Genomic DNA, 22,560 nt, shown 5'->3' with positions numbered 1-22,560 from the left:
AATATGGAGGACGTCATGGGCAGGGCCGGGCAACCGCGGCTGGACCGCACCGATCTCGCCCGCTCGGGCGTCTCGTTCGTCGTGAGCGTCCTCGGGCTCGCTCTGGCCGGGTTGCTCTTGCCCGGCCTCGGGTTCGACGGGCTGCTGCCCATCGCCCTCGTCGCGATCGTGATGGCGCTCGCCGGGCTGGTGGTGCGTCCGCTCCTCGCCGCGATCGCCACGCCGTTGGGTTGGCTGGGTGCTCTCGCCCTCGCGCTCCTCGGCCAGGCGGCCTTGGCCTACCTCGCCCTGTCGGTCGTGCCCGGGGTGCGCGTGGACTCGTTCTGGACGGCGTTCTGGGCCACGTGGATCGTCGCGGTCTTCACGACCTCGGCCACCTGGATCATGACGGCCGGGACCAACGACGCCGTGTTCGTCGACCTCGTGCGTCGGGCTCGAAGGGCCGACCCGGTCGCGGACCCGGAGGTGACCGGCATCCTGTTCGTCCAGCTCGACGGCGTGCCGTTCCCGGTTCTGCAGTGGGGGGTCCTCGCCGGCACCATGCCCACGTTGTCGCGATGGATCCGCAGCGGCAGCCACGAGTTCGCGGAGTGGACCCCCACGCTGCCGGCGACGACACCCGCGAGCCAGATGGGGATCCTGCACGGCACGACGGACGGCATCCCCGCTTTTCGGTGGGTCGACCGAGCGACCGGTCGGGTCTTCGTCGCGAACAAGCCGGCGGATGCCGCCGACATCGAGGCGCTGCACTCCGACGGTCTCGGGCTCCTGGTCGACGGCGGCGTGTCCGTGAGCAACTTGTTCAGCGGCGACGCACCCCAGGCGTTCGCCACGATGAGCCGCATCGGCTCCCTGAAGGAGGACCGGGACGGGCGGCGCCTGTTCAACACCTACCTCATGAGGCCCGACGGCTTCGTCCGTGGCGTGGTGCGCACCGTCAGCGAGCTGGCACGCGAGCGGCTCCAGGCCCGCCGCCAGGTTCGTCAGGACATGCGGCCGCGCGTGCACCGAGGCTGGGGGTTCGCGGGCGAGCGCGGGGCCCTGAACGGCGTGCTGCGCGACTTCAACACCATCATGGTCGGCGAGGCCCTGGCCGCCGGGGCGCGCAGCATCTACGTCGACTACGTCGACTACGTCGACTACGACGCGGTCGCCCACCACGCCGGCATCATGAGGCCCGAGTCGCTGGACGCGCTCGTGGGTCTGGATGCCGTGCTGGGTCGCCTTGAGCAGGTCGCCGAGGCCGCCCCGCGCGACTACCGAATCGTCGTGCTCTCCGACCACGGGCAGTCGCAGGGCGAGGTGTTCGCCGACCGGTACGGCGAGAGCCTGTCCGACCTCGTCTCCCGGTTGTCGGGAACGATCGTCGCCGGGACCGAGGTCAACACCGAGGGGTCGGCTCAGGTGGGGGCCATGACCGGGGACCAGCCGGCACTGGTGGCCCAGGCGTTGCGTGCCGGCAGCGCGGGGAACGCGGAGCAGGCCGAGGCCGAGGAGGCGCAGGCCCAGGCCGCGATGGCCGCAGCCTCGGACTCAGTTCTCGTCTTCGGCTCCGGCAACCTGGGTTTGGTCTACGCCGGGGGCGAGTCGCACCGCCTCACCCGCGACGAGATCGAGCGGCGCTGGCCGGCCCTGCTGCCCGGGCTGACAGGGCACGAGGGGGTCTCGTTCGTCGTCGTGGCGACCGACGACGGGCCGGTGGCGATCGGGCCGTCGGGGGAGCACCGGCTGCGCGACGGTGTCGTCGTCGGCACGGACCCGTTGACGCCGTTCCGCCCCGAGGCGGCCGCGTTCCTCCTGCGGGCGTCGTCGATGCCCGAGGCCCCGGACATCGCGGTCAACAGCCTGCTCGACGACTCGACCGGCGAGGTTGCGGCATTCGAGGGCCTCGTCGGGTGCCACGGCGGTCTCGGGGGCTGGCAGGACCGCGCGTTGATCGTCTGGCCCAGCGACCTGCCCAGCCCGCCGGAGCGACTCGTCGGCGCGGATGCCGTGCACCGCCAGCTCGTCGCGTGGCTGGAGCACCTGGGTCAGCGCACGGACCTGCCCGAGGGTCGACCGCGGGCCTACGAGGTCACACGTCGGGAAGGGCGGCCAGCCGACGGTTCTGGCTGATCACCTCGGCCAGCGCCCAGATCGTGGCGACGCTGAACCCGATCGCGGCCAGCGGCCACGACGGGGACCGGGGGATGAACAGGAAGTTCGCCACGGCGACGACGACGGCGATGACGAGACCCGCGACCAGTCCCCAGGTGCGATGGGTGATGACCGCACCGCCGACCACCATGGCCGCTACCGCGATGAGCAGGTGGATCCATCCCCACGTCGTGAGGTCGAGCGAGAACACGTAGCTGGGTGCGCTCACGAAGACGTCGTCACCGAGGACCGCGGACAAGCCCTGGAAGAACTCGACGATCCCCGCCCAGAACAGCATGACGCCCGCGAACAGGGTGAGTCCTGCGGCCCACTGTGCCTTGGGTCCCTCGACGATCGCCTGACGCTTGGCAAGATCGGACACGGCTGCTCCCTCCGGTCGATGGAACGGTCTGTCCAACCTACGGATCGCCGGATGAGCCAGCCTCACCCCAACCGGATGACTCGCGCGTCGCGGCGTTGAGTGTCGAGCGAGGTGCCCGACGTCGGCGACGTACTGGACGTACCCGTACCTCGAGCGGTGCCGCACCGGGTTCGGTGCGCGCTGGGCCGGGCCCTACCCCTGAGGGATCGGGTGGCCCTCGGACGCCTGGACGACGACGACGCCGTGACCCTGCAGCGCAAGCTGGTAGGCCTCGCCCGAGCCGCGGCCGATGACGGCTCCGAGCTTGGCGGTCTTGCGGATCGAGGACTGCAGACCGGCCGACCACAGCACCGCTGCCTGCATGTCGACGTAGGTGGGCTCGTCGACCTGGAGCACCACCGGGGTGCCGTGGGTGACGACGGCGATCATGCCGCGGCCGGTGAAGGTGGTGTTGAACAGGCCGCCGCTCATCATCGAGGCGCCCTCGACGCGGTTGATGTCCCACGTCAGGCTGCTCTCGAATGCGAGGACCGCTCGGCCGTTGACCGTGACGGCCTCGTCCTCGAGCTCGAGGATGAAGATCTCGTCGGCATCCTGGGCCAGGAACACGTCGCCACTGCCGGAGACCTTCATCAGCGACATGCCCTCACCGGTCAGGGCCTTCTTGAACATCTTCCCGATCCCGCCCGCCCCCTCGTAGGCGAAGTCGACCGACCCCTGGTAGGTCACCATCGAGCCCTGGCGGGCGTAGAAGAACCCGCCCGTGCCGGCCAGGTCGACCTTGAGCATCCGCTCGTTCTGGAGCATGAAGCGGCCGGGCTCGCCGGACCGCTCTGACTTGGTGAGGAGTCCTCCGCGCATGCCTGTCACCCTAGCCGCGCGCTCCGCCGCCGCCCCGTGGGGCAGGCCCGGCTCTCAGCCGGTGGAGAGCCCGCGCAAACCCTCGACGACGAGCGCGTGGTCGTCCTGGGAGGACAGCCCGGAGACCGTGGCGACCGCGACGACCCCGGCGCCGGCGACCCGGATCGGGACCGCACCTCCGGCGAGGGTGTAGCGCACGGCATCCAACCATCCGTCCGTGAACGGATCACGTCCGTCGGCCTCGAGGCGCAACCCGACGAGCAGGGTGCTCGCCTCGAAGCGGAAGGCCGTCGCGGACTTGCGCTCGACCCAGCTGTCCTGGTCGGCGGTCGTGCCCGACATCGCGGCCCGGAAGAGGATGCTCCCGGGGCGCCGGATGTCGATCATCACCGGCAGGATCTCGCGGCGGGCGCGCTCGGCCAGGCGCGAGCCGAGCAGCCACACCTCGTCGTGGGTGAACCGGGGCAGGACGAGGTCGCGCTCCTCCTGCTCGAGCGAGGCGATCGACGGCAGGGGGAGGGGCGTCATGCCTTGTGGGTGTGACAGCTCGCGGTGACGGAGACGTCGCGACCATCGGCGAGGGCGCCGACGAGGTGGAAGTCGACGACGTCGCCCTTACGGGTCACGTCGACGGTGGCCTTGGACAGTGACTGCCGGTATCCGGCCAACGTCATCTCCAGCGCGTAGATGGAGGCGCGGCCCTCCTTGGCCGGCATGTCCTCCAGGGCCAGGCCGAGGTACTCCCCGCGACCCGAGGCCTCGTCGGAGTAGTTCGCGCCGAAGTGGGCGAGGAAGATCACGCCACGCTGCTCGCACGAGGCACCCTTGACATCGGTGCCCTCGCCATCGGCGACGATGAACGTCGCCAACCCCTCGTTGCAGTAGCGGGTCACCTGTTCGCCGTCGGGCTGCACCGTCGTGCCGCAGCCCAACGCGGGGTCGGCGGGGCGTGGCGGGCCCGTCGTGGCGGCTGCGGGTTCCTCTTCCGCGCCGTGCTCGTGGCCTGCGGACTCGCCGGGTGACGGGCTCGCTGACGCGCCGTGGCCGGCTGCGTCATGACCGCCGGATGCCGCGTCGCCCGCGGTGGGGGCGTCGGTGCACGCTGACACCGACACCCCCACCGCGAGAACGACGGCGACGACCCGAGCCGCAAGCAGTCGGGACGGCCTCACGGCTCGGGTCATCGATCAGCCCTTCGCGGGGATGATCGGACGAACGATGTCCACGCCACGGCGACCGTCGGCGATGTACATGACGTCACCGTTCCAGTACGGCGCCCAGTTCGACCCGCCGTCGGCACGGAAGTAGCCGACCTGCTCGGGGTTCTCGGGGTCGCTCACGTCGATGAAGTGGGTGCCCTGACCGTAGTAGGACTGGGCCAGCACTCCGTCACGCAGCTGGAAGTAGTGCGCCGAGCAGCCGGCGTTGGGCAGGCTGCCGGGCTTGCCGAACGGGCTCCACTCCGAGACGACCGGCAGTCGGTACGGGTCCTCGGGAGTCGAGCTCCAGGCCTGTCCTTCCCGGCTGTCCGCGAGGTCGACGATGAGCAGGCGCCCGTCGGTCTCACACGTGGAGGTGAAGTTCTCGATGGTCACCAGGGCCAGCGAGCCGGCCTCGTGGTCACCGAGGGCCTCGAGGGGACGCGCCATGTTGTGGGCCAGCGACCCACCCCACGTCTCCTGGTTGGACTGGTAGAACTTGCCACCGGCGTACGGGACCGGGTCGAACGCGGTCGCGACGCGGTACTTCTTCTGCACCGGGTCCCACTGACGGCCCTTGGTCCAGTAGCCGCGGATGCCACCGGCACCCGAGACCCAGGCCACGCCGGCCTCGTCGATCTGGACGTCGTGCGCGTAGTCGGTGACGCCGTCGTTGCGGCCGAGGTCAACCGGCTGCTCGGACACCTTCGGCTTCTTGGGGTTGCGGACGTCGACCACGAAGATCGGACGGCCCTCCCAGTCCTCGGGCTGCCAGTCGGCCGGCCGCGGACCGCCGGACCACAGGTACTGGCAGTCGTTGATGCACGTCGTCGTGTGGCCGGCGGGGACCACGGTGTAGCTGAGCACCTCGAGCTTGCTCGGGTCCTTGGCGTTGACGATGTAGACGCCGGACTCACCGGTCGCCTGGTTCTGGCCGAAGGCCCGCGGGTCGCGTGCCATGTACACGAGCTTGCGGTTCGGGTCGACGTCCATGTCCTCGTTCTGCCAGAAGCCCGGCATGTCGATGGAGTCGAGCGCGACGGGCTTCTCGGGGTTGGACACGTCGTACGACTTCAGGCCGAAGCGGCCGGTCACGAACATGACCTTCTTCTTCGAGCCGTAGTCGATGAAGTTGATCGCGGTGGCGCCGACGGCCTCGGGCAGCTGCCCGATGAACTCCACGTTGTCGAACGCGCCGGTCGGGGCCGTGGTGACCATCTCGCCCTCGGCGACGGCTGCAGCCTTGGCCGCCTTGCCGGTGGCTGCCTGCTCACGCGCGGCCGCCATCTCCATCTCGTGCTTGAAGTCGTCGGTACAGGCGTAGGCAACGGTGGGCAGCGCCACCATGGCTGCCGCGGCAGCCATGGTGATCACGCTGCGCCGCAGTGCTGACCGCCCCGGTTGGGGTGTTGCATGCAGAGGCATTCTCGTCCTTTCACACACAAGGGAACCGTCCTGGGTGTGGGACGGTGCGCGAACACTATTGCCGGGCGGCGCGCAAAAGGGTTTTCCGTGCAACAAAGTGTCGGACAACTTCCGTCATGGTCGTCGCAGCGGTCACGCGTCGCCCCCCGGGCCGGGCCAGTGCACGAGCAGGATCGACGCGTCGTCGGCGAGATGGGCCGCGTGGTGGGCGACCAGGGCCCGCCCGACGCGGCGCATCGACTCCGCTGCGGACAGGTTGTCCGCGACGTTGCGGGCGAGCAGGTCGACGAGCCGCTCGACGCCGAACTGCTCGCCGCCGGGGGCGTGCCCCTCGACCACACCGTCGGTGTAGAACAGCACGTGGTCGCCGGGCTGGAGCTGCTCGGACCCGACCTCGTAGGGGGCGTCGCCCACGCGAAGGCCGATGCCGAAGGGCAGGTCGGGGCCGGCGTGCAGGCTGCGCACGAGCGCACCGCCGCGCAGCAGGAGCGGCTCGGGGTGGCCGGCGTTGACCCAGGTGAGGTAGCCGGTGTCGGTGTCGAGCTGGGCCAGGACCGAGGTGGTGTACGCCTCGCCGCCGAAACCCGCCTCGACGGCCTCGTCGACGTCGGATGCCGTTGCCGTCAGGGAGTGCCCGCTGCGGCGGGCGTTGCGGTAGGCCGATACCGCGAGGATGGCGAGCTGCGCGCTGCGCAGCCCGTGGCCCATGCCGTCGAAGATGGCGAGGTGGATGACCCCGGGGTCCACCGCGTAGTCGATCGAGTCACCCGCGACGTCATAGGCCGGCTCGAGCAACCCCGCAACCGCCACCTGCGTGGACTCGAACGTCAGCGGCGGGAGCAGGCCCCACTGGATCTCCGCCGCGAGCGTGACCTCGGTGGTGCGGGTCGCGGCGATGATGCTGTCGCCGTACCGCGAGCGCTGGGCGATGAGGTCGCTCGTGATGGCGGCGAGTCGGCGCAGCAGGCGGGAGGTGGGGGAGTCGGCATCCTCGACGAGCGACGGCTCCTGCAGCGCCACCGCCAGCACCCCCAGACGGTCCGCACCATCGCGCAACGGCAGCCACACGGTGACCGGTGCACCGGCATCCGACGTGGTCTGCACGATGACCTCGTCGTGCTGGTAGACCCGACCGGCGATCGTCGAGTCGATGACGAGCGGGGCGGGGAGCTCCGTCACAGGTGGGTGCCCGGGCTCGGGGAAGGGGGTGAGGGCGACCTGCTGGAGGTCGACGAGGTGGATGACGGCCGCGACAGCGCCCAGCGCGAGCGCGGTGTCGTCGACGAGGCGCGGGAGCTCGTGGGGTGCTGCGACCCCGCCCAGGTCGAGCAGGTCGTCGAGGGCGCGCTCAGCCCGGGCCATGTCCACGGACGATGCTCCGGCCGGGTCCACCTCGCTCACGACAGGCAACCTAGCGCAGCCCGCGGCCGGCCAACCCTCGACGAGGACGATCCGACCCTCGACGTGACCGACCCTCCCGGTCCACGATGGTCACCTCCCGCCCCGGCGGGGGTCAGTGTCGACCGTTGAGGAAAGGGTTCCCATGTCCAGCTCCGTCAGGCTCGACCCCGAGTCGCAGGCCCCGCTCGACCAGCTGCTCCAGTTCCTGCCCGGCGGATTCAACGCGGTTCCTGACATCGTCGCCCGTCGAGCCACGGTGGAGCAGATGCTCGCGGCGATGCCGGCACCCGAGAACCCGAACGTGGTCACGCAGGACCGCGCCGTCCCCGGGCCGGAGGGTGAGCCGGACATCTCGGTGCGGATCTACCGACCAGTGGGGCTCGACGGCCCGCTGCCGGGGATCTACTTCATCCACGGTGGCGGGATGGTGCTCGGCACCGTCGCCGGCGAGGACGCCACCGCCACCCTCGTCTGCGACGAGGTCAAGGCCGTCGTCGTGTCCGTCGAGTACCGGCTCGCACCCGAGCACCCGCATCCGGCGCCGGTCGAGGACTGCTATGCCGGGCTGGTCTGGATGGCCGAGCACGCCGACGAGCTCGGCATCGACCCAGAGCGGGTCGCGATCTACGGCGGCAGCGCCGGCGGCGGGCTCGCCATCGGCACCGCGCTGCTCGCGCGAGACCGGAGCGGGCCTCGCCTGAGCTTCATGATGCCGATCTACCCGATGATCGACGACACGAACACCACGGCATCCTCGATGGAGATCACCGACGTGGGCATCTGGGACCGGGACGCGAACCTCGAGGCCTGGGGCTGGTACCTCGGCGGGAACGAGGCCGACCAGTACGCCGCACCTGCCAGGGCGCAGGACCTGTCCGGGCTGCCACCGGCCTTCATCGACGTCGGGACGGCCGACCTGTTTCGCGACGAGGACATCGCCTTCGCGCAGCGACTCATGCAGACCGGCGTTCCGTGTGAGCTGCACATCCACCCCGGCGCGTACCACGCGAGCGAGACGTTCGCGCCGGACGCCGCCCTGTCGCGCCGCATCCGTGCGCTGCGGATGGATGCCCTGAGGCGCGCCCTGGCCTGATCGGTCAGGGCTCGACCGGGCTCTTCTCCGCCTGCCGACCGTAGCGGGTGGCGAGTGGTGCAGCGGTCAGACCGTGGGCCACGACGCTGAGCAACACCGTCGTGGCGATCACCGCCACCGCCTCGTCGGCGGCGCCGCCGAGCGCCTCGAGGCCGAGCAGGGCGAACACGAGCGAGGCAAGGCCGCGTGGGCCGAACCAGCCGACGAACACCACGCTCTCGCGGCCCAGTCGGGCACCGACCAGGGCCAGCGCGACGGGCAGCATCCGAACCACCGTGAGGCTGAGGACGGCGTAGAGAACCGTGAGGGCGCTCAGCCGCTCGAGCATGATCGGGATCGCGACCACCCCGAACGTCAACCAGACGAGCAGGGAGACGAGGGTGCCGGTCTGCTCGAGGTACTCCAGTTCCGCAGGGCCTCGGCGGCCGGCGCAGGCCCCGAAGGCCAGGCCCCCGCAGAAGGCGGCCACGAACCCGTTGGCGCCGATCGCCACCGCGGCGACGTAGGCGAGAACGGCCAGGGCCAGCACCGCGATGCCGATGAACTCCTCGGCGGCGCTGCCCCGTCGACGGGCGTTGCGCAGCAACCACCCGCCGAGGGCGCCCACGCCGGAGCCGACGACGGCACCGAGGAGCAGCTGCACGGCGGGAGCGAGGCTGCTGTGGTCGGCCTCGAGGCCGATGGCGGCGGCAGCGCCCGCGATGGCGAACATCACCACGGGCGTGGCAATACCGTCGTTGAGCCCGCTCTCGACGGTGATCAGCTCGCGGATCCGACGCGGAACGGCGGGGTTGGTCACCACCGGCAGGCCGAGTGCGGCATCCGTCGGCGCCAGTGCGGCACCGATGAACAGGGCGAACCAGACGCCGATGTCAGGGAAGAGCCAGGCCGCCAGACCCCACCCGAGCAGGATCGTCAGGGGAAGGCCGACGCCGAGGAGTCGACCGTAGGCACCGAGGTCACGACGTACCTGCGCCAGGCGCAGCCGGGCGGCATCCGAGAAGAGCACCCACACGAGCGTGACCTCGACGAGGGGCGTCAGCTCCTCCACGGCTTCCACGCCGTTGACCAACCCGCTCCACGCGAGGAGGCCGCCGACGCCCACGAACACGATCGGTGGCGTGAGGCCGGCACGGCGGGCCCGGGCGGAGAGCAGTCCCCACCCGAAGAGCACCGCGCTGACGACCACGAGGGCCTTCACGTCCATGCGCCACCCCCCGTCGACACCGAGCCGACTCGGTGGGCCGGGTCGGGGTTGGGGCCGAGCGTCTGCGGCAGGTTGGTCACCACCACAGTCGACCCCCGGCGCTCGCTGGACGCGTCACCCGTGACGGGGGAACGCGTGGGTGGGACAGATCGCGAGCCCCGTGGGTATGGAGAAGCGTGGGTATCAGGGCGGGCTTGGGCTGCTCCTCACCCCTGCAGGGACCGACGACCGCGGACACCCGTTCGCGGCAACCAGGAGGCGCGCGATGCTCGGGAGTGGCCCGTTCGGCCCTTGGCAGCCGCACCGGCGTGCCCTAGCGTCGATGGTGGATTCCCCGGCTGTTCGAGAGGTCCGCGATGAGTCGTGACCTGCTGTCTCTCAACCTCTTCGGGACTCCTGCGCTCTCCTGTACCGCGGGCCCCGTCGCCATCTCGCCCGGTGCGGCGATGGTCGCCGCGTACCTGGCCCTCGGCCCCGCCGAGGGACGCAACCGCGAGGTCGCCGCGACCCAGCTCTTCGCCGATTCGCCGGTGGGAGTCGGCAGGCGTCGACTGAGCACCGCGGTGTGGCGGTTGCGCACGGAGGTGCGGGCCGTCACCGGGTACGACCTCGTGGAGGCTGGCACCGAGCGACTGACGCTCAGCCCGCAGGTCGGCCTGGCCATCGACTCGGTCGAGTTCGAGGCGCTGGTGCGACCCGTGCTGGACACCCGTGCCGAGAGCCTGGACGACGACGCCGTGGCCCGCCTCGAGCGGGCGGTCAGTCTGCACCGTGGCCTGCTCCTGGAGTCGTGTCACGACGAGTGGGTCCTCGGCGACCGCACCCGGCTCGAGAACCTCTACCTCACCGCGCTGGACTACCTGCTGATCCACTACGGCGCACGGGGAGAGCTCGGCGCGGTCGGGAAGTACGGGGAGCTGGCGCTCGCGATCGAGCCGCTGCGCGAGGACCTGCACCGTCACCTCATGGCGGCCTACGGTGCGGCCGGGCGCGAGGATCTCGTGGAGCGGCAGTTCGAACGGTGTCGCCGGCTGCTCGTCGAGGAGCTGGGAGCGGACCCCATGCCCGAGACGGTCGCGCTCTACGCGCGGCTGCGCCGGGGGCGGGGCCCCTCGACCGACCCGACCGTGCTGGCGCTGGTCGGCGACCTCGAGGCGGCCCGTCGGGACCTCGGGCGGCTCTCGCTCGTCATCGACCGTGCACTGGACCACCTGGGCCACCTGACCTGAGCCGTGCTCGCGTCTGCGGGGGCGGGGAGGTTCGGATGCCGCGCTCGCACCTCGGCGGGGACGCAGGAGTTCGGATGCCGCGCTCGCACCTCGGCGGGGACGCACCACTTCGGATGCCGTCCGGTAATTGCTGCGTGCGATCTGAACTGCTGCGTTGGAGTTGTCCACAGATGCCGGGTTTGCCGTGGCGGGAGACCTCTCACCGAGGCACGGTGGTGCGATGGATGAGCGACTGGCGGTGGTTGTGGCAGCCCAGGGGGGAGTGGTCTCCTCCCGCGATGCCGCACGCGTGCACGTCTCGGCCATCGCGCTCGACGCCCTCGTGCGGTCCGGAGAACTGGTGCGCGTGCGTCGCGGTGCCTACGTCCTGCGTGAGCTCCACGATGCCGGGAACCCCGAGGAGCGGTACCGCCTGCGCACCATGGCGATCCTGCGGACCCGGCCGACCCTCGATGCCGCGAGCCACCACGCATCGGTGCTCATGTACGGCGTCGACACCCACGGAGTCGACCTCTCCGTCGTCGATGTCATCACCAAGGTGAAGTCACCACGCGTCCGCAGCGGCCTTCGCACCCACCCCGGCGCGGGGCTGGGGGTGGCGACCACCGGCATCCACAGGGTCGTGCGCCTGCCGATTGCGCTGTGCCAGATGGTGGCCGGCTCCGGGACGATCGCAGCCGTGTGCTCGATGGACGACGCCCTGCACGACGAGCGGGTCACCACGGAACAGCTCCGGGCAGCCGCCGACCTGCTGCCCGAGGAGCGCCGCGACGCCGTCATCCGAGCGATCGAGCTCACCGACGCGACCTGTGAATCGGTCGGCGAGACCAGGACCCGCTTCCTCCTGCGTGACCTCGGCTTCAGCGTGGTCAGCCAGCACCCCATCACCAACGCACAGGGCTTCGTGGGCCGGGTCGACTTCCTCGTCGAGGACCTGGTCGTCGTCGAGTTCGACGGGCTGGTCAAGTACGGCGGTCAGGACGGCCGGGCCGCACTGGCTGCCGAGAAGGCTCGCGAGTCGCGCATCGTCGACTGCGGTTACGAGGTGGTCCGTCTCGTCTGGTCAGACCTCGGCCAGCCCGCGGACGTGGCCCGACGCATCCGCGAGGCGCGCCGACGGGCGCTCAACCGCCGCATCGCGACGGCATCCGCTCGCTGACGCGACGGCATCCACCCACCAGCGCGACGGCATCCGCTCGCTGACGCGGGAGTTCGGATGCCGCGCAGAACCTCGACGGGGACGCGGAAGTTCGGATGGTGTCCGGTAATAGCTGCGTGCGATTTGAACTGCTGCGTGCGATCCGAAGTGGTGCGTCGGGTCCGAACTTCTGCGTTCGACAGTGCCGAGACGACCGTGACGCCCCCGTGACTGCCCCACCCTGACGCCACGACGCCACCGTGACACCACCGCGGAAACGTGGGCCGCCACACAGAGGGAGACGCGGATGGCGGTGAGCGCATGGCGACGCAGGTTCCTGCTCGACGTCTGGGCCGAGCCGCGAGCGGTCGACGGGCTGCCGCGCATCCTGCGGGCCCGGGTTCGTGACATGACCACCGACGACACGACCTTCGTCGGCTCGATCGCCGAGATCGAGGCGGTGCTCGACCGCAGCCTCGACGACGGCGGCATCACGCACCGCCGCTGGGAGCGGTCATGATCCGCGCGGTGAGCGAGGCCCTGGTCGACGTCATTCACCAGAACACACCCGACCTCGGCGACTGGGTGGTGCTGCACTCGCTCAACTCGGCCGACACCGGCCCCGACACCACCAAGGCCGCCCTGGCCCTGCTCGCCGTCGCGCCGCACCCGCACCTGGTGAACCGTCCCCTCGTCGAACGGGCCGCGGGCCTCGTGCGCGCACCCCTCGCGCTGCGCCTGCACTACCTCGTGACCGTGTTCGGCGCGCACGACGAAGCCCAGACCAAGATCGCCCGCATCGTGCAGGTCTTCCACACGACCCCGATCATCGGCCGCTCGATGCTCCAGCCCCCGCTGTCCACCGCGGTCGACAGCGTCACCGTGCGACTGCTCAGCCCGACCGCGGAGGAACGCAACCAGATCTGGTCGACCCTCGGCCGCCCCGGACGACTGGCCCTGTTCTACGAGGTCGACGTCGCCCCGGTCGAGGTCATCGAGCGCGAGGGCGCCGGTCGGGTGCGCACCCACCGGGTCGGCTACGAGGTGCTCGCATGACCATCACCCTGGGAACCACGACCACCGAGCTGCGCCACCGCATCCGGCTCGTCCACGCCACCACCGGCCAACCGATCGCCCCCCTCGCCGTGGCCCCCGCACCGCTGGCCCTGGGGTGGGTCGCGCGGGTGGTCGGCCCGGACGTCATCGTCACCGCGACGACCTCGGATGCCGGGAGCGCGGCGCGCCCTGCGCCCACCACCCTCGACGTGGTCGTCCTCGACGGGGCACTCGCCGACCTCCTGGCCCTGCCGGCACCAGCTGCGGACCAGCCGCCGAACTCGATCCGCGTCGCCCTCGGCGCACCCGAGATCGAGGTGCCCGTCACCCCGGCGCCGATGGCCCTCACCGTCGTCCTCACCGGCCAGGGCGGCACCGCGCCCAGCACCGGCCGCACCGTCGCCGTCCGCGGCACCTCAGGAACCACCATCGCCCTGCCGGAGACCGCCACCCCCGGCACCTACCGCTCGACGGCCCGCACCTGGACCGCCGACCACCACCCCGGCGACCTGCGGGTCGACGGACAGAGCGTGCGCAAGGTCGCCGTGGACGTCACGCGCGCCGACACCCGAATCCACGTGGTCGACCCGACCTGATCGCCAAGGAGGCAACCGTGAGCTACCAGTCACCCGGGGTGTACATCGAGGAGGTCCCGTCGGGGCCGCAACCGATCGCCGCCGCATCGACCAGTGTCGTCGCCGTGCTCGGCACGACCCGCAAGGGCCCCGTTCTCAGTCCGACCCGGGTCACGAGCTGGTCGGACTACGTCCGCGTGTTCGGCCCGGCCACTTCGAGGGGAGTGTGCGCCGAGTCGGTGTTCGGCTTCTTCGAGAACGGCGGCCCCGCGGCGTGGATCGTCCGCGTCGACCCGTCGACCGCCGCCGAGTGGACCGTGCGCGACAGCCAGGGAACCCCAGCGACGAGCTTCCTCGCCACGGCGGCCAGCCCCGGTTCGTGGGCCAACACCGTGTCCCTGCGCATCTCGCCCGACGGCTCGGGCGGTCTCGGGACGATGGCCCGCGCGACCGTGTCCGGCCCGGTCACTGCAGCGGTCGGCGCCGCCACCGTCCCGGTGGTGGCGAGCGGTGGGCTCGCGGTCGGGGATGCCGTGCTCCTCACCTCCCGCACCGCGACGAGCGCCGCGACGGTCACCGCCGTGTCCGCGACGTCGATCGGCGTGAACAACACCGGGGCGAGCATCACCCTCGCCGCCGGGGATGCCGTCGCCCTCACGACCGTCGCCGCGCCCACCACCCTGATCTTCGCCGCCGGGTCCGGGGTGCGGGCCCACGACCTGTTGGTCATCCAGCGGCCGGACGGGTCGCAGGTCAGTGCCCTCGTCTCCGCGGTCGACCAGGACGGGCCGACGATGACGGTGACCCTGGCCGCGCCGCTCGGCGCCGCGGTCACCGCGGCCGGCTTCGCCCGACGGCGCACGACCTTCACCGGACGCACCACCGGTAACACCGGAGGGACGTTGCCGCTGAGCAGGATCCAGTGGGACGTCGCCGACGCCGGCCCGCGCAACGCCGACAGCCAGCTCGACAACGCCCGGGTCACCCTCCCCGGTGGCGGCTCGGCGACGTGGACCGGAACGACCTTCGCGGTGGCCGGAGGCGGTGACGTGCCCCCGGGCCCGATCACGGCGGAGGCGCAGGTCCGGGTGGCGACGTACACGGCATCCACGTCGTTCGCCCCGGCCGACGTGGCCGAGGTGCTCGCCCGCTACTCCTTCCTGCCCGTCGGCACGACCCTCAGCCTGAGCAACGGCACGGCGACGACGACCGTCGCCCGCACCGGCGCCGGGTCGACCAACGCCGACGGCACCCGTGGTGGCGACGCCTTCGGGCCGACGTACACGAGCGCGACGTTCGTGCTGCCCAGTGATGCGTCGCTCGGGGTCGTCGTCCGCTGCCCGGTCGCCCCCGAGGTCGGTGACTTCGTCGCCTTCTCCGGCACGAAGACCTTCCGGATCACTGCGGTGTCCCCGGTCGACGGCGACGTGTACGTGCTCGACTTTGCCGAGACCACGACGCTCGCCGGCGAGACCGGCGGTGACGCCGGCAGGTTCGCCCTCATCGGTGTGGCCCCGACGACCGCCTTCCCCGCCCGCTTCACCCTGGGCGTGGACGACGACGGGGCAACCGTCGAGACCTTCGCCGGTCTGGCCCTGCACCCGTCGCACCCGCGGTACTTCGCCAAGGACGGGGTCGTGAACGGCATCTCCGGTCACGTCCGGCTCGCGGCCCGGGCGGCCGGGGCGCCGGCCATCAGCCTCGCGACCATGCCGTCGGGAGCCACCCAGACCCAGGACGGCGTCGACCAGCCGGCGACCAACCAGCACTACGTCAGTGCCCTCGAGAAGCTCGAGACCGTCGACGAGCCGGCCATGGTCATCGCCCCGGACTCGGTGAAGGTCCAGGACCCGCTGCTGCAGGCGGATCTCATCGGCAAGGTCGTGCGCCACTGCGAGCAGTTCCGGCGCTTCGCCATCATCGACGGCCCCGACCTGTCGAGCATCGCCGACTACCAGCGGGACAAGGCGCTCGTCGACTGGCGCAACGCCACCCTCAGCTCCACCTACGCGGCGGCCTACGCGCCGTTCCTGAAGATCGTGACGATCGACCCCGACGCACCGGACCGGTTCACCATGGTGCCGCCCTCCGGGTTCGTCGCCGGGGTCTTCGCCCGCACCGACCGCGAGCGCGGAGTCCACAAGGCGCCCGGTAACGAGCGCGTCAACGGCATCGTCGGGTTGTCCGAGCAGTACAGCCAGCGTCGCCAGGACCTGCTCAACCCGAACGCCGTCAACCTCATCCGCTCCTTCCCCGGACGCGGCACGCGGATCTGGGGGGCGCGCAACGCCACCGACGACGTGACCTGGCGTTACGTCAACGTGCGCCGGCTGTTCTCGATGATCGAGACGAGCGTCGACCGCTCGACGCAGTGGGTGGTCTTCGAGCCGAACACGGCGACGACGTGGATCCGCATCAAGGTCTCCGTCGAGAACTTCCTGGACCAGCAGTGGCGGGCCGGAGCGCTCGCCGGTACCCGGCCCGAGGAGGCCTATCGGGTGCGGGTCGGGCTCGGGGAGACGATGACCGAGACCGACATCGACGTCGGCCTGGTCATCACCGAAGTGGCCATCGCCCCGGCCAAACCGGCCGAGTTCGTGGTCTTCCGCTTCAGCCACAAGCGCCTGTCCGAGTGACCAGAAGGAGCATGACGTGTATCCCATGACAGCACTGCACTTCGCCGTGAGCTGGGGCGACTCCCAGAACACCTCGAGCTTCTCCGAGGTCAGCGGCCTGACGGTCGAGGCCGAGGTCGTCGAGTACCGCGGCGGGGCCGACCCCCAGCTCAGCACCCGCAAGATGCCGGGGCTGAAGAAGTTCTCCAACGTCACCCTCAAGCGGGGCATCGCCCCCGCCGAGGCGGGCAACGGGCTCTTCGACTGGTACAACTCCATCGCCGCCGGCACCGTGGCGCGGCGCTCGGTCACCGTGAGCCTGCTCAACGAGGAACGCAACCCGGTGATGACCTGGAAGATCAAGGAGGCCTGGCCGGTCAAGATCGAGGGTCCCAGCCTGAAGTCCACCGGCACCGACGTCGCCATCGAGTCGGTCGAGTTCGCCTGTGAGGGCATCGAGGTCGAGGTGGCCTGAGCCGATGCTTCCCGACACCTCTCCCGCGGTCCTGCCGTTCACGACGGCTCGCTTCGTGCTGGCCATCGACGGTCTGCGCTCGGTGAGCTTCAGCAAGTGCGCGGGGCTCGCGGGCGAGGTGTCGGTCGAGGAGTACCAGGAGGGTGGCGAGAACCGGTTCGCGCACCGCTTCCCGAGTCGGGCCTCGTTCCCGAACCTCGTGCTCACCCAGGGTGTCGGGCCCACCCGTGAGCTCTGGGACTGGTTCGCCGAGTTCCACGTCACCGGTCTCGTGGCCCCCCGCGACGGCACGGTGAGCCTGCTCTCGACGGTCGACGGCGCCCTCGTGCCGGTGCGGGTGTGGTCCTTCACCCGCGGCTGGCCGGCCAAGCTGACCGGCCCGGATCTCGACGCGCAGGCCAGCGCGGTCGGCGTCGAGTCGCTCGAGATCGCCCACCACGGGCTCGAGCTGCGGTCGGTGGTGGCGTGATGGCCGTCGTCATCGGCGAGGTGGTCACCGAGACGGTGGTGGCGCAGACCGCAGCCGCCAGCGAGACCGCGAGCGCACCGGCATCCGCCATCGTCGACGACGCGCAGGTCGAGCTCGTCGTGCGGCGGGCCACCGAGCGGGTCCTGGAGACGCTGCGACGGGAGTGGGACCGATGAGCGCCACCGCCACGGCCCTGACGAAGCTGACCATCGACGCGTACACCGACCTGGAGTTCCGGACGCCGGCCGGCATCAGCTGGACCGCCCTGCTCAACCCCACCGAGCTCGCCTTCAGTCGCAAGAACCGCTACGAGGCGACCCAGTCCGCCGGGACGTCAGCCCCCCAGCAGTCCTTCTCGGGCGGTGAGCCCGACCAGGTCTCGATCGACCTGCTGCTCGACGGCACGGGCGTCGTCGGTGACCCCGGCAGCATCGGCCCGACCCTCGACGAGCTCGTCGGGCTGACGACCTTCCAGGGCGACACCCACCAGCCGTACTACGTGCACGCGCACTGGGGCCGGTTCAGCTTCCGCGGGATCCTCACCCAGGTCGACGTCACCTACAAGCTGTTCGACCGTGCGGGGGAGCCGCTGCGGGCCACCGTGAAGCTCGCCCTGAAGGAGGCGCTCTCGCCGCAGGAGGTGCAGGCCCAGGACCGACCCGAGTCACCCGACCTGTTCCAGACGTGGCTCGTGCGGGACGGCGAGCGGCTCGACGCCATCGCCCACCGGGTCTACGGCGACGCGCGGTACTGGCGCCCGCTCGCGGCGGCCAACCACCTGACCAACCCGCGCTTCCTGCGGCCCGGCACCGTGCTCGTGCTGCCGCCGGTCGCAGCCCGGACCGGGGGCCGGCGATGACCGGGGGAGGGCCGCGATGAGCCCCAGCCAGCAGGCCCAGCCGGATCGGCCCGAGGTCGAGGTCACCGTCGACGACAGGGCCCTCGAGCCGCTCGTCGAGGCCGACGTCATCGAGGTCGACGTCCACGAGGAGGTCGGCAAGCACGGGCGCTGCACCCTGCTCGTCCAGAACTGGGACGCCGACGTTCGCGCGGTCCGCCACAGCGACAAGGGCCCGTTCGTCCCCGGTGCCGCGATCGGGGTGTCGCTGGGCTACCACGCCGCGCTCAAGCCCGTGTTCGAGGGCGTCGTCACGGCCCTGACCGCCCACTTCTCCGGCGGCCGCCCCGTGCTGCGGGTCGAGGCGCGCAGCCGCTCGATCCTGTTGGCCCACCCGCCCCGCTCGCGCGTGCTCGCCGACGTGTCCGACGCGGACGTCGCCTCGGCCGTCGCCGCCGACTACGACCTCACCACCGACGCCGAGGTCGGAGTCACCCGCGAGGCGGTCGTCTCCGACCGGGTCAGCGACTGGGACTTCCTGCTCGCCCGTGCGCAGCGGCTCGGTTGGGTGCTCTACGTGCGCGGAACCACCCTGGTCATGCGCCCCCCGGCACAGACCGAGAACCCTCCCGAGTTCGAGTACACCCGATCCCTCGTCGAGCTGCACCTCACCGACGACCTGACCCACGCCATCGACACGGCGACCGGCGTCGGGTGGGACCCGGCTGCCCTGGAGACGGTGGAGTCCGAGCAGTCGTCCAGCGCGGCCGCGATCGACACCGGTGACCGCAGCGACCACGCCGCCGCCGTCGGGACGACGTCGTGGCCGTTGCGCTCGGCCCGCGACGAGAGCGCCGCCGAGACCGCCGCCGACGCGGCCGACGCCCGAGCTGTCGGCCGCCAACGCGACGCCGCCCTGGCCCACCTGCACGGCCGCGGGGTCGTCCTCGGTGACCCGACCCTGCGCTGCGACTCCTGGGTGAGCCTCACCGGGGTGGGCACCCGCATGTCCGGGCCGCACTACCTCACGGCCGTGCGCCACCACCTCTCCGCGCAGGGGTACCGCACCGAGGTGCAGGTCGGCCGGCCACCCGCCCTCGTGCCACCCATGGCCCTCCCCGGCGTCGCGCCGCGCGAGGGCGGGCTCACCATCGGGGTGGTCGACTCCCTCGACGACCCGCAGAAGACCCTGCGGGTACGCGTGCGGATGCCGTGGCGAACCGACGGCGGGAACGGCGTGTGGGCGCGGCTGGCCACCCTCGACGCGGGTGACGGCTACGGCACCGTCGTCGTGCCGAACGTCGGCGCCGAGGTCGTCGTCGGGTTCATCGACGGTGAGGGTGCCGCTCCCGTCGTGCTGGGGCAGCTCTTCAGCGGCGCAGCCAAGCCCCCCGAGGACATCGACCCCGACGCGAACACGCTGCGCGTGCTCGTCACCCCCGGCGGCCACCGGCTGACCTTCGATGACGGCGACGCCCCCCGCATCGCGCTCACCTCCGGCCAGGGCCACGAGGTGGTCATCGACGACCAGGACGGCCGGATCGCCCTCACCCACAAGGACTCCGGCAACGCGCTCGAGGTGTCCGCGGACGGCATCACCATCACCGCCGCCCAAGGTGACATCACCCTCAAGGCCGCCTCGGGCACGGTCGGCATCGACGCGATGACCTTCGAGGGCAAGGCCACCGCCCCCTCGAAGCTCGAGAGCTCCGCGACCTTCGACCTCACGGCATCCGGCCCGCTCGGGCTCAAGGGTGCCCTCGTGAACATCAACTAGGAGGACGACGTGCCAGCCGCAGCCCGGGTGGGGGACCAGAGCATCCACGGCGGAACCGTGGTCGGCCCCGGTGTGCCCACCGTCGTCATCGGGGGGATGCCGGCCGCGGTCGTCGGCGACATGCACGCCTGCGTCATCCCCTCGCCACCCCCGCACCCGCCGTCGACGCCGTTCGTCGCCGGGTCGGCCACGGTCCTCATCCAGGGCAGGCCTGCCCTGCGCGCCGGTGACAGCTGCGCGTGCGGTGCCTCGGTCGCGGTGGGCCTGCCGACGGTGGTGCTCGGATGAGCACGAACGAGTACCCCCAGGTGGGCACCGGTTGGGCCTTCCCCCCGACGTGGGGGCCCGTCGACGACGAGCCCGGCGGCCCGCCGACCCCCGCCCGCCTGAGCACCAACGACGGGTACGAGCACGTGATCGACGCCCTGGAACTGCACGTGCGCACCCTGATCGGCAGCCGCGTCATGCGCCCGGAGTTCGGGGCGGACGCCGATCGCTACGTCTTCGAGCCGCGCACGCCCGCCGTGTGCCACCGCCTCGCCGACGACGTGCGCCGCGCCCTCGTCGTGGGGGAGCCGCGGGTCATCGTCGACCGGGTGCACGCCGAGCCCGCGGGTGCCGCGCAGGAGCGGATCGACGTGACGGTGGACTTCCGGATCGACCGGCACCGCCGCACCGAGTCCCTGGTGATCCCGTACTACGCCGGGGGGCAGTCATGACGCGTACTCGTGCCGAGGTGATCGCTGCGATGGCGGATGCCGCTCGGCTGGCCACCTACGACGGTGATCTCTCGTGGCGGGACGCGCTGTTCCGGGCCGGCCCGGACGGACACGATCTCTCGCGCCCCACCGACCCCGACCGGGTGCTGCTCGCGGCGCTGGCCGACGAGGTCAGCCAGGTCGACGCCCACGCCGCGACCCTGCCCAGCCGCCTGCACGTGGCGTGGCTGGAGGAGGTGCTCGGGGTGCCGAGGTTGCCCGTGGTGCCCGACCGCGTGGTCGCCCGGGTGACGGTCGACCCGAAGACGGCTCCCGCGGTCGTCCCCGTCGGGACCGTGCTGCGCGGCGGCAAGGACGCCGTGGGGGACGAGCGGCGCTACCGCACCCTGGACGCCCTCACCGCGCACGGGGCCACGGTGGCCGGGGTGCGGGTGCTCGTGCCCGGCGGGCCGGCCAGCGGCACCCCCGGCGTGGCCCTGTCCGCACCCGACTTCCCGATCGCCCCGCCTACCACGCCCGAGGAGGCACTCGTGGCGCCCCCGGCGGGGCACCGGGTGCGCATCCACTCCGGGGCGCTGGCCTTCTCGGGGGGCGACCTGACGGTCGCGATCACGTTCGTCGGCGCGGGTGACGTGAGTGCCCTGCGCGCGGGCTCGTCGTGGCACTGGCCGCTGCCCGACGGCACGCTGTCGTCCGGCACCCCCGGTGGCGGCAGCACCCCGGGGGTCGTGACCGTCGCCATGACCGGGGGCTGCGTCGACCCGGACGGGGGCGACCCGTGGATCGAGTGCGTCATCGACCCGCGCACCCCGGTCCCCGAGGGACTGCGTTTCACCGACGTGCAGGTGGCCGTGACCGCCCGCGCCGGGGTGGCACCGGATGCCGCGTTCGCGAACGACGGTCGGGTGGACCTCGCGAAGGAGTTCGAGCCGTTCCTCGCCACCGCCCGGGCCGGGGACGCCTTCTTCGTGCGCAGCGACGAGGCGTTCGCCAAGAGCCTGGCCACCCTCAGCATCACCGTCAGCACCGCCGTCGCGGCCTCCGGCGGGGTGCCCTCGTGGGACCGCGTCATCCACCTGCTCGCCGAGGAGCCGGCCCTGCGGGCACTGCCTCGCCGGTACGCCACCGAACGGTCCGGCGCCGACGACACCCCCGTGCGGGTGATGAGGAAGGCGTCGTCGGCCGGGGAGGCGCGGGCGAACTGGCTTGGCAGGATCGAGGTGGGTTTCGACGTCGGCGACCTGTGGGCCGACCCGGCCCCCGCGACCTCGGCCCGACTGGAGTGGCAGCGGCTCGCGGAGTCGGGGTGGCACGAGTTCGCGCACCGCTCGACCTTCGGCGGCGTGAGCAACGCCGTCGTCGGGGCCGGCGCCCCGGCATCCCTGCCGTCAGCCGTCGCAGGCCAGCCCGGCCACTACGTGCGCGCCTACCTCGCCTCGGGCGACTTCGGGTGGAGCGACTACCTCCAACAGGTGTCGTCGTTCGCGACCATCGCCGTGCGCACCCCCGACGCCGTGCCCGCGATGCCGACCGCTCCGGTCGCCGCGAAGTACCACCAGCTGACCCTGTCGTACACGACGACCCCGGTCGCGGCGACGCGCGTCGAGGCGTGGTCGGGGTGGCGGCACACCGTGCGGTCCTCCGGCGAGTTCGCCCCGTTCCGGCGCGCCGTCGACGCCCTCGGGCACTGCGGCATGGTCGCCGTGGGTCTCGAGGTGCCCGAGTCGGTGACCGGGTCGACGGTGTCGGTCCACCTCGTGCTCGACTCCGCGGCGCCGTGCGGCTCCACCGTCCCGCTCACCGCCCACTGGCAGTGGTGGGACGGCGCCACCTGGCAGGCGCTCGCCGTCTCCGACGGCACCCACGGCCTGCGCGAGGCCGGGCTGGTGCGGTTCGTCGCGCCGCAGGGGTGGGCGACGGGCTGCTCCGACGTCACGGCATCCAGTGGGCGCTGGATCCGGTTCG

At 71.8% G+C, this 22,560-nt stretch carries 23 protein-coding genes; 16 read left to right on the top strand and 7 right to left on the bottom strand.

Features of this window, described 5'->3' with window-relative positions; genetic code table 11:
* Positions 1–3: 3 nt before the first annotated feature.
* The gene (locus PLL68_RS02505; protein WP_324531343.1) at positions 4–2,115 is read left to right on the top strand and encodes a phage holin family protein; all 2,112 of its coding nucleotides are present in this window, start codon (positions 4–6) and stop codon (positions 2,113–2,115) included.
* On the opposite strand, the gene PLL68_RS02500 is transcribed toward PLL68_RS02505, so the two are convergent.
* From PLL68_RS02500 to PLL68_RS02475, 6 genes are all read right to left on the bottom strand, one after another.
* The gene (locus PLL68_RS02500) at positions 2,075–2,518 is read right to left on the bottom strand and encodes a DUF7144 family membrane protein (protein ID WP_324531341.1); all 444 of its coding nucleotides are present in this window, start codon (positions 2,516–2,518) and stop codon (positions 2,075–2,077) included. The two genes, PLL68_RS02505 and PLL68_RS02500, sit on opposite strands and share 41 nt — an antisense overlap.
* A 192-nt stretch (positions 2,519–2,710) precedes the next feature.
* Positions 2,711–3,379 carry an AIM24 family protein gene (locus PLL68_RS02495; protein WP_324531339.1) on the bottom strand — a complete coding sequence of 223 codons (669 nt, stop codon included), beginning with the start codon at positions 3,377–3,379 and terminating at the stop codon, positions 2,711–2,713.
* Between the two features lie 54 nt (positions 3,380–3,433).
* On the bottom strand, positions 3,434–3,907 hold the full coding sequence (locus tag PLL68_RS02490) for a heme-degrading domain-containing protein (protein WP_324531337.1): 474 nt from the start codon (positions 3,905–3,907) through the stop codon (positions 3,434–3,436).
* Positions 3,904–4,563 carry a hypothetical protein gene (locus tag PLL68_RS02485; protein ID WP_324531334.1) on the bottom strand — a complete coding sequence of 220 codons (660 nt, stop codon included), beginning with the start codon at positions 4,561–4,563 and terminating at the stop codon, positions 3,904–3,906. The genes PLL68_RS02490 and PLL68_RS02485 overlap by 4 nt, the downstream gene beginning before the upstream one ends.
* 3 nt (positions 4,564–4,566) lie before the next feature.
* Positions 4,567–5,943 carry an LVIVD repeat-containing protein gene (locus tag PLL68_RS02480; protein WP_324531332.1) on the bottom strand — a complete coding sequence of 459 codons (1,377 nt, stop codon included), beginning with the start codon at positions 5,941–5,943 and terminating at the stop codon, positions 4,567–4,569.
* A gap of 192 nt (positions 5,944–6,135) precedes the next feature.
* Positions 6,136–7,404: a PP2C family protein-serine/threonine phosphatase gene (locus tag PLL68_RS02475; protein WP_324531330.1), complete on the bottom strand. Its 1,269-nt coding sequence runs from the start codon at positions 7,402–7,404 to the stop codon at positions 6,136–6,138.
* A 142-nt stretch (positions 7,405–7,546) separates the two neighbouring features.
* On the opposite strand from PLL68_RS02475, the gene PLL68_RS02470 reads away from it, so the two are divergent.
* Entirely contained in the window at positions 7,547–8,497 is a 951-nt protein-coding gene (locus PLL68_RS02470; protein ID WP_324531328.1) for an alpha/beta hydrolase, read from the top strand.
* A 4-nt stretch (positions 8,498–8,501) separates the two neighbouring features.
* Here the strand turns inward: PLL68_RS02470 and PLL68_RS02465 are convergent, their stop codons facing one another.
* A complete protein-coding gene (locus PLL68_RS02465; RefSeq protein WP_324531327.1) occupies positions 8,502–9,704 on the bottom strand; it encodes a cation:proton antiporter in 1,203 nt (400 codons plus the stop codon).
* Between the two features lie 356 nt (positions 9,705–10,060).
* Between PLL68_RS02465 and PLL68_RS02460 the strand changes: the two genes are divergently transcribed.
* From PLL68_RS02460 to PLL68_RS02395, 14 genes are all read left to right on the top strand, one after another.
* Positions 10,061–10,933 (top strand): AfsR/SARP family transcriptional regulator, encoded by an 873-nt coding sequence (locus tag PLL68_RS02460; RefSeq protein ID WP_324531325.1) that lies wholly within the window; start codon positions 10,061–10,063, stop codon positions 10,931–10,933.
* A gap of 220 nt (positions 10,934–11,153) precedes the next feature.
* Positions 11,154–12,092, top strand: coding sequence for a type IV toxin-antitoxin system AbiEi family antitoxin domain-containing protein (locus PLL68_RS02455; protein ID WP_324531324.1), 939 nt, complete (start codon positions 11,154–11,156; stop codon positions 12,090–12,092).
* A 286-nt stretch (positions 12,093–12,378) separates the two neighbouring features.
* Positions 12,379–12,591: a hypothetical protein gene (locus PLL68_RS02450; RefSeq protein ID WP_324531322.1), complete on the top strand. Its 213-nt coding sequence runs from the start codon at positions 12,379–12,381 to the stop codon at positions 12,589–12,591.
* 8 nt (positions 12,592–12,599) lie between these two features.
* Positions 12,600–13,127 carry a Pvc16 family protein gene (locus tag PLL68_RS02445; RefSeq protein ID WP_324531320.1) on the top strand — a complete coding sequence of 176 codons (528 nt, stop codon included), beginning with the start codon at positions 12,600–12,602 and terminating at the stop codon, positions 13,125–13,127.
* Positions 13,124–13,723 carry a hypothetical protein gene (locus PLL68_RS02440; protein WP_324531318.1) on the top strand — a complete coding sequence of 200 codons (600 nt, stop codon included), beginning with the start codon at positions 13,124–13,126 and terminating at the stop codon, positions 13,721–13,723. Before PLL68_RS02445 ends, PLL68_RS02440 begins: the two co-directional genes overlap by 4 nt.
* A 17-nt stretch (positions 13,724–13,740) precedes the next feature.
* Positions 13,741–16,338 (top strand): phage tail sheath subtilisin-like domain-containing protein, encoded by a 2,598-nt coding sequence (locus tag PLL68_RS02435; RefSeq protein ID WP_324531317.1) that lies wholly within the window; start codon positions 13,741–13,743, stop codon positions 16,336–16,338.
* A 25-nt stretch (positions 16,339–16,363) separates the two neighbouring features.
* Positions 16,364–16,792, top strand: coding sequence for a phage tail protein (locus tag PLL68_RS02430; protein ID WP_159903176.1), 429 nt, complete (start codon positions 16,364–16,366; stop codon positions 16,790–16,792).
* Positions 16,793–16,796: 4 nt separating this feature from the next.
* A complete protein-coding gene (locus PLL68_RS02425; RefSeq protein WP_324531315.1) occupies positions 16,797–17,261 on the top strand; it encodes a phage tail protein in 465 nt (154 codons plus the stop codon).
* A complete protein-coding gene (locus PLL68_RS02420) occupies positions 17,261–17,437 on the top strand; it encodes a hypothetical protein (protein ID WP_324531313.1) in 177 nt (58 codons plus the stop codon). Before PLL68_RS02425 ends, PLL68_RS02420 begins: the two co-directional genes overlap by 1 nt.
* A complete protein-coding gene (locus tag PLL68_RS02415) occupies positions 17,434–18,120 on the top strand; it encodes a LysM peptidoglycan-binding domain-containing protein (RefSeq protein WP_324531311.1) in 687 nt (228 codons plus the stop codon). Before PLL68_RS02420 ends, PLL68_RS02415 begins: the two co-directional genes overlap by 4 nt.
* A 16-nt stretch (positions 18,121–18,136) precedes the next feature.
* Positions 18,137–19,876, top strand: coding sequence for a phage baseplate assembly protein V (locus tag PLL68_RS02410; protein WP_324531309.1), 1,740 nt, complete (start codon positions 18,137–18,139; stop codon positions 19,874–19,876).
* A 9-nt stretch (positions 19,877–19,885) separates the two neighbouring features.
* Entirely contained in the window at positions 19,886–20,164 is a 279-nt protein-coding gene (locus tag PLL68_RS02405; RefSeq protein ID WP_324531307.1) for a PAAR domain-containing protein, read from the top strand.
* Positions 20,161–20,595, top strand: a complete 435-nt coding sequence (locus PLL68_RS02400) for a GPW/gp25 family protein (RefSeq protein ID WP_324531304.1) — start codon at positions 20,161–20,163, stop codon at positions 20,593–20,595. The genes PLL68_RS02405 and PLL68_RS02400 overlap by 4 nt, the downstream gene beginning before the upstream one ends.
* On the top strand, positions 20,592–22,560 hold a 1,969-nt coding region (locus PLL68_RS02395), incomplete at its 3' end, for a hypothetical protein (RefSeq protein ID WP_324531303.1). The genes PLL68_RS02400 and PLL68_RS02395, both read left to right, overlap by 4 nt.

Source organism: Ornithinibacter sp. (assembly GCF_035443565.1).
GTDB lineage: Bacteria > Actinomycetota > Actinomycetes > Actinomycetales > Dermatophilaceae > Fodinibacter.
This window is presented reverse-complemented; position numbering and strand designations above follow the sequence as displayed.

Excerpts from the sequence above, each read along its gene's own strand:
- PLL68_RS02465 (WP_324531327.1), bottom strand. The coding sequence starts at position 9,704 with ATGGACGTGAAGGCCCTCGTGGTCGTCAGCGCGGTGCTCTTCGGGTGG.
- PLL68_RS02450 (WP_324531322.1), top strand. The coding sequence starts at position 12,379 with ATGGCGGTGAGCGCATGGCGACGCAGGTTCCTGCTCGACGTCTGGGCC.
- PLL68_RS02430 (WP_159903176.1), top strand. The coding sequence starts at position 16,364 with ATGACAGCACTGCACTTCGCCGTGAGCTGGGGCGACTCCCAGAACACC.
- PLL68_RS02480 (WP_324531332.1), bottom strand. The coding sequence starts at position 5,943 with ATGGCTGCCGCGGCAGCCATGGTGGCGCTGCCCACCGTTGCCTACGCC.
- PLL68_RS02440 (WP_324531318.1), top strand. The coding sequence starts at position 13,124 with ATGACCATCACCCTGGGAACCACGACCACCGAGCTGCGCCACCGCATC.
- PLL68_RS02460 (WP_324531325.1), top strand. The coding sequence starts at position 10,061 with ATGAGTCGTGACCTGCTGTCTCTCAACCTCTTCGGGACTCCTGCGCTC.
- PLL68_RS02410 (WP_324531309.1), top strand. The coding sequence starts at position 18,137 with ATGAGCCCCAGCCAGCAGGCCCAGCCGGATCGGCCCGAGGTCGAGGTC.
- PLL68_RS02455 (WP_324531324.1), top strand. The coding sequence starts at position 11,154 with ATGGATGAGCGACTGGCGGTGGTTGTGGCAGCCCAGGGGGGAGTGGTC.
- PLL68_RS02425 (WP_324531315.1), top strand. The coding sequence starts at position 16,797 with ATGCTTCCCGACACCTCTCCCGCGGTCCTGCCGTTCACGACGGCTCGC.
- PLL68_RS02505 (WP_324531343.1), top strand. The coding sequence starts at position 4 with ATGGAGGACGTCATGGGCAGGGCCGGGCAACCGCGGCTGGACCGCACC.
- PLL68_RS02485 (WP_324531334.1), bottom strand. The coding sequence starts at position 4,563 with ATGACCCGAGCCGTGAGGCCGTCCCGACTGCTTGCGGCTCGGGTCGTC.
- PLL68_RS02415 (WP_324531311.1), top strand. The coding sequence starts at position 17,434 with ATGAGCGCCACCGCCACGGCCCTGACGAAGCTGACCATCGACGCGTAC.
- PLL68_RS02400 (WP_324531304.1), top strand. The coding sequence starts at position 20,161 with ATGAGCACGAACGAGTACCCCCAGGTGGGCACCGGTTGGGCCTTCCCC.
- PLL68_RS02420 (WP_324531313.1), top strand. The coding sequence starts at position 17,261 with ATGGCCGTCGTCATCGGCGAGGTGGTCACCGAGACGGTGGTGGCGCAG.
- PLL68_RS02490 (WP_324531337.1), bottom strand. The coding sequence starts at position 3,907 with ATGACGCCCCTCCCCCTGCCGTCGATCGCCTCGCTCGAGCAGGAGGAG.
- PLL68_RS02495 (WP_324531339.1), bottom strand. The coding sequence starts at position 3,379 with ATGCGCGGAGGACTCCTCACCAAGTCAGAGCGGTCCGGCGAGCCCGGC.
- PLL68_RS02470 (WP_324531328.1), top strand. The coding sequence starts at position 7,547 with ATGTCCAGCTCCGTCAGGCTCGACCCCGAGTCGCAGGCCCCGCTCGAC.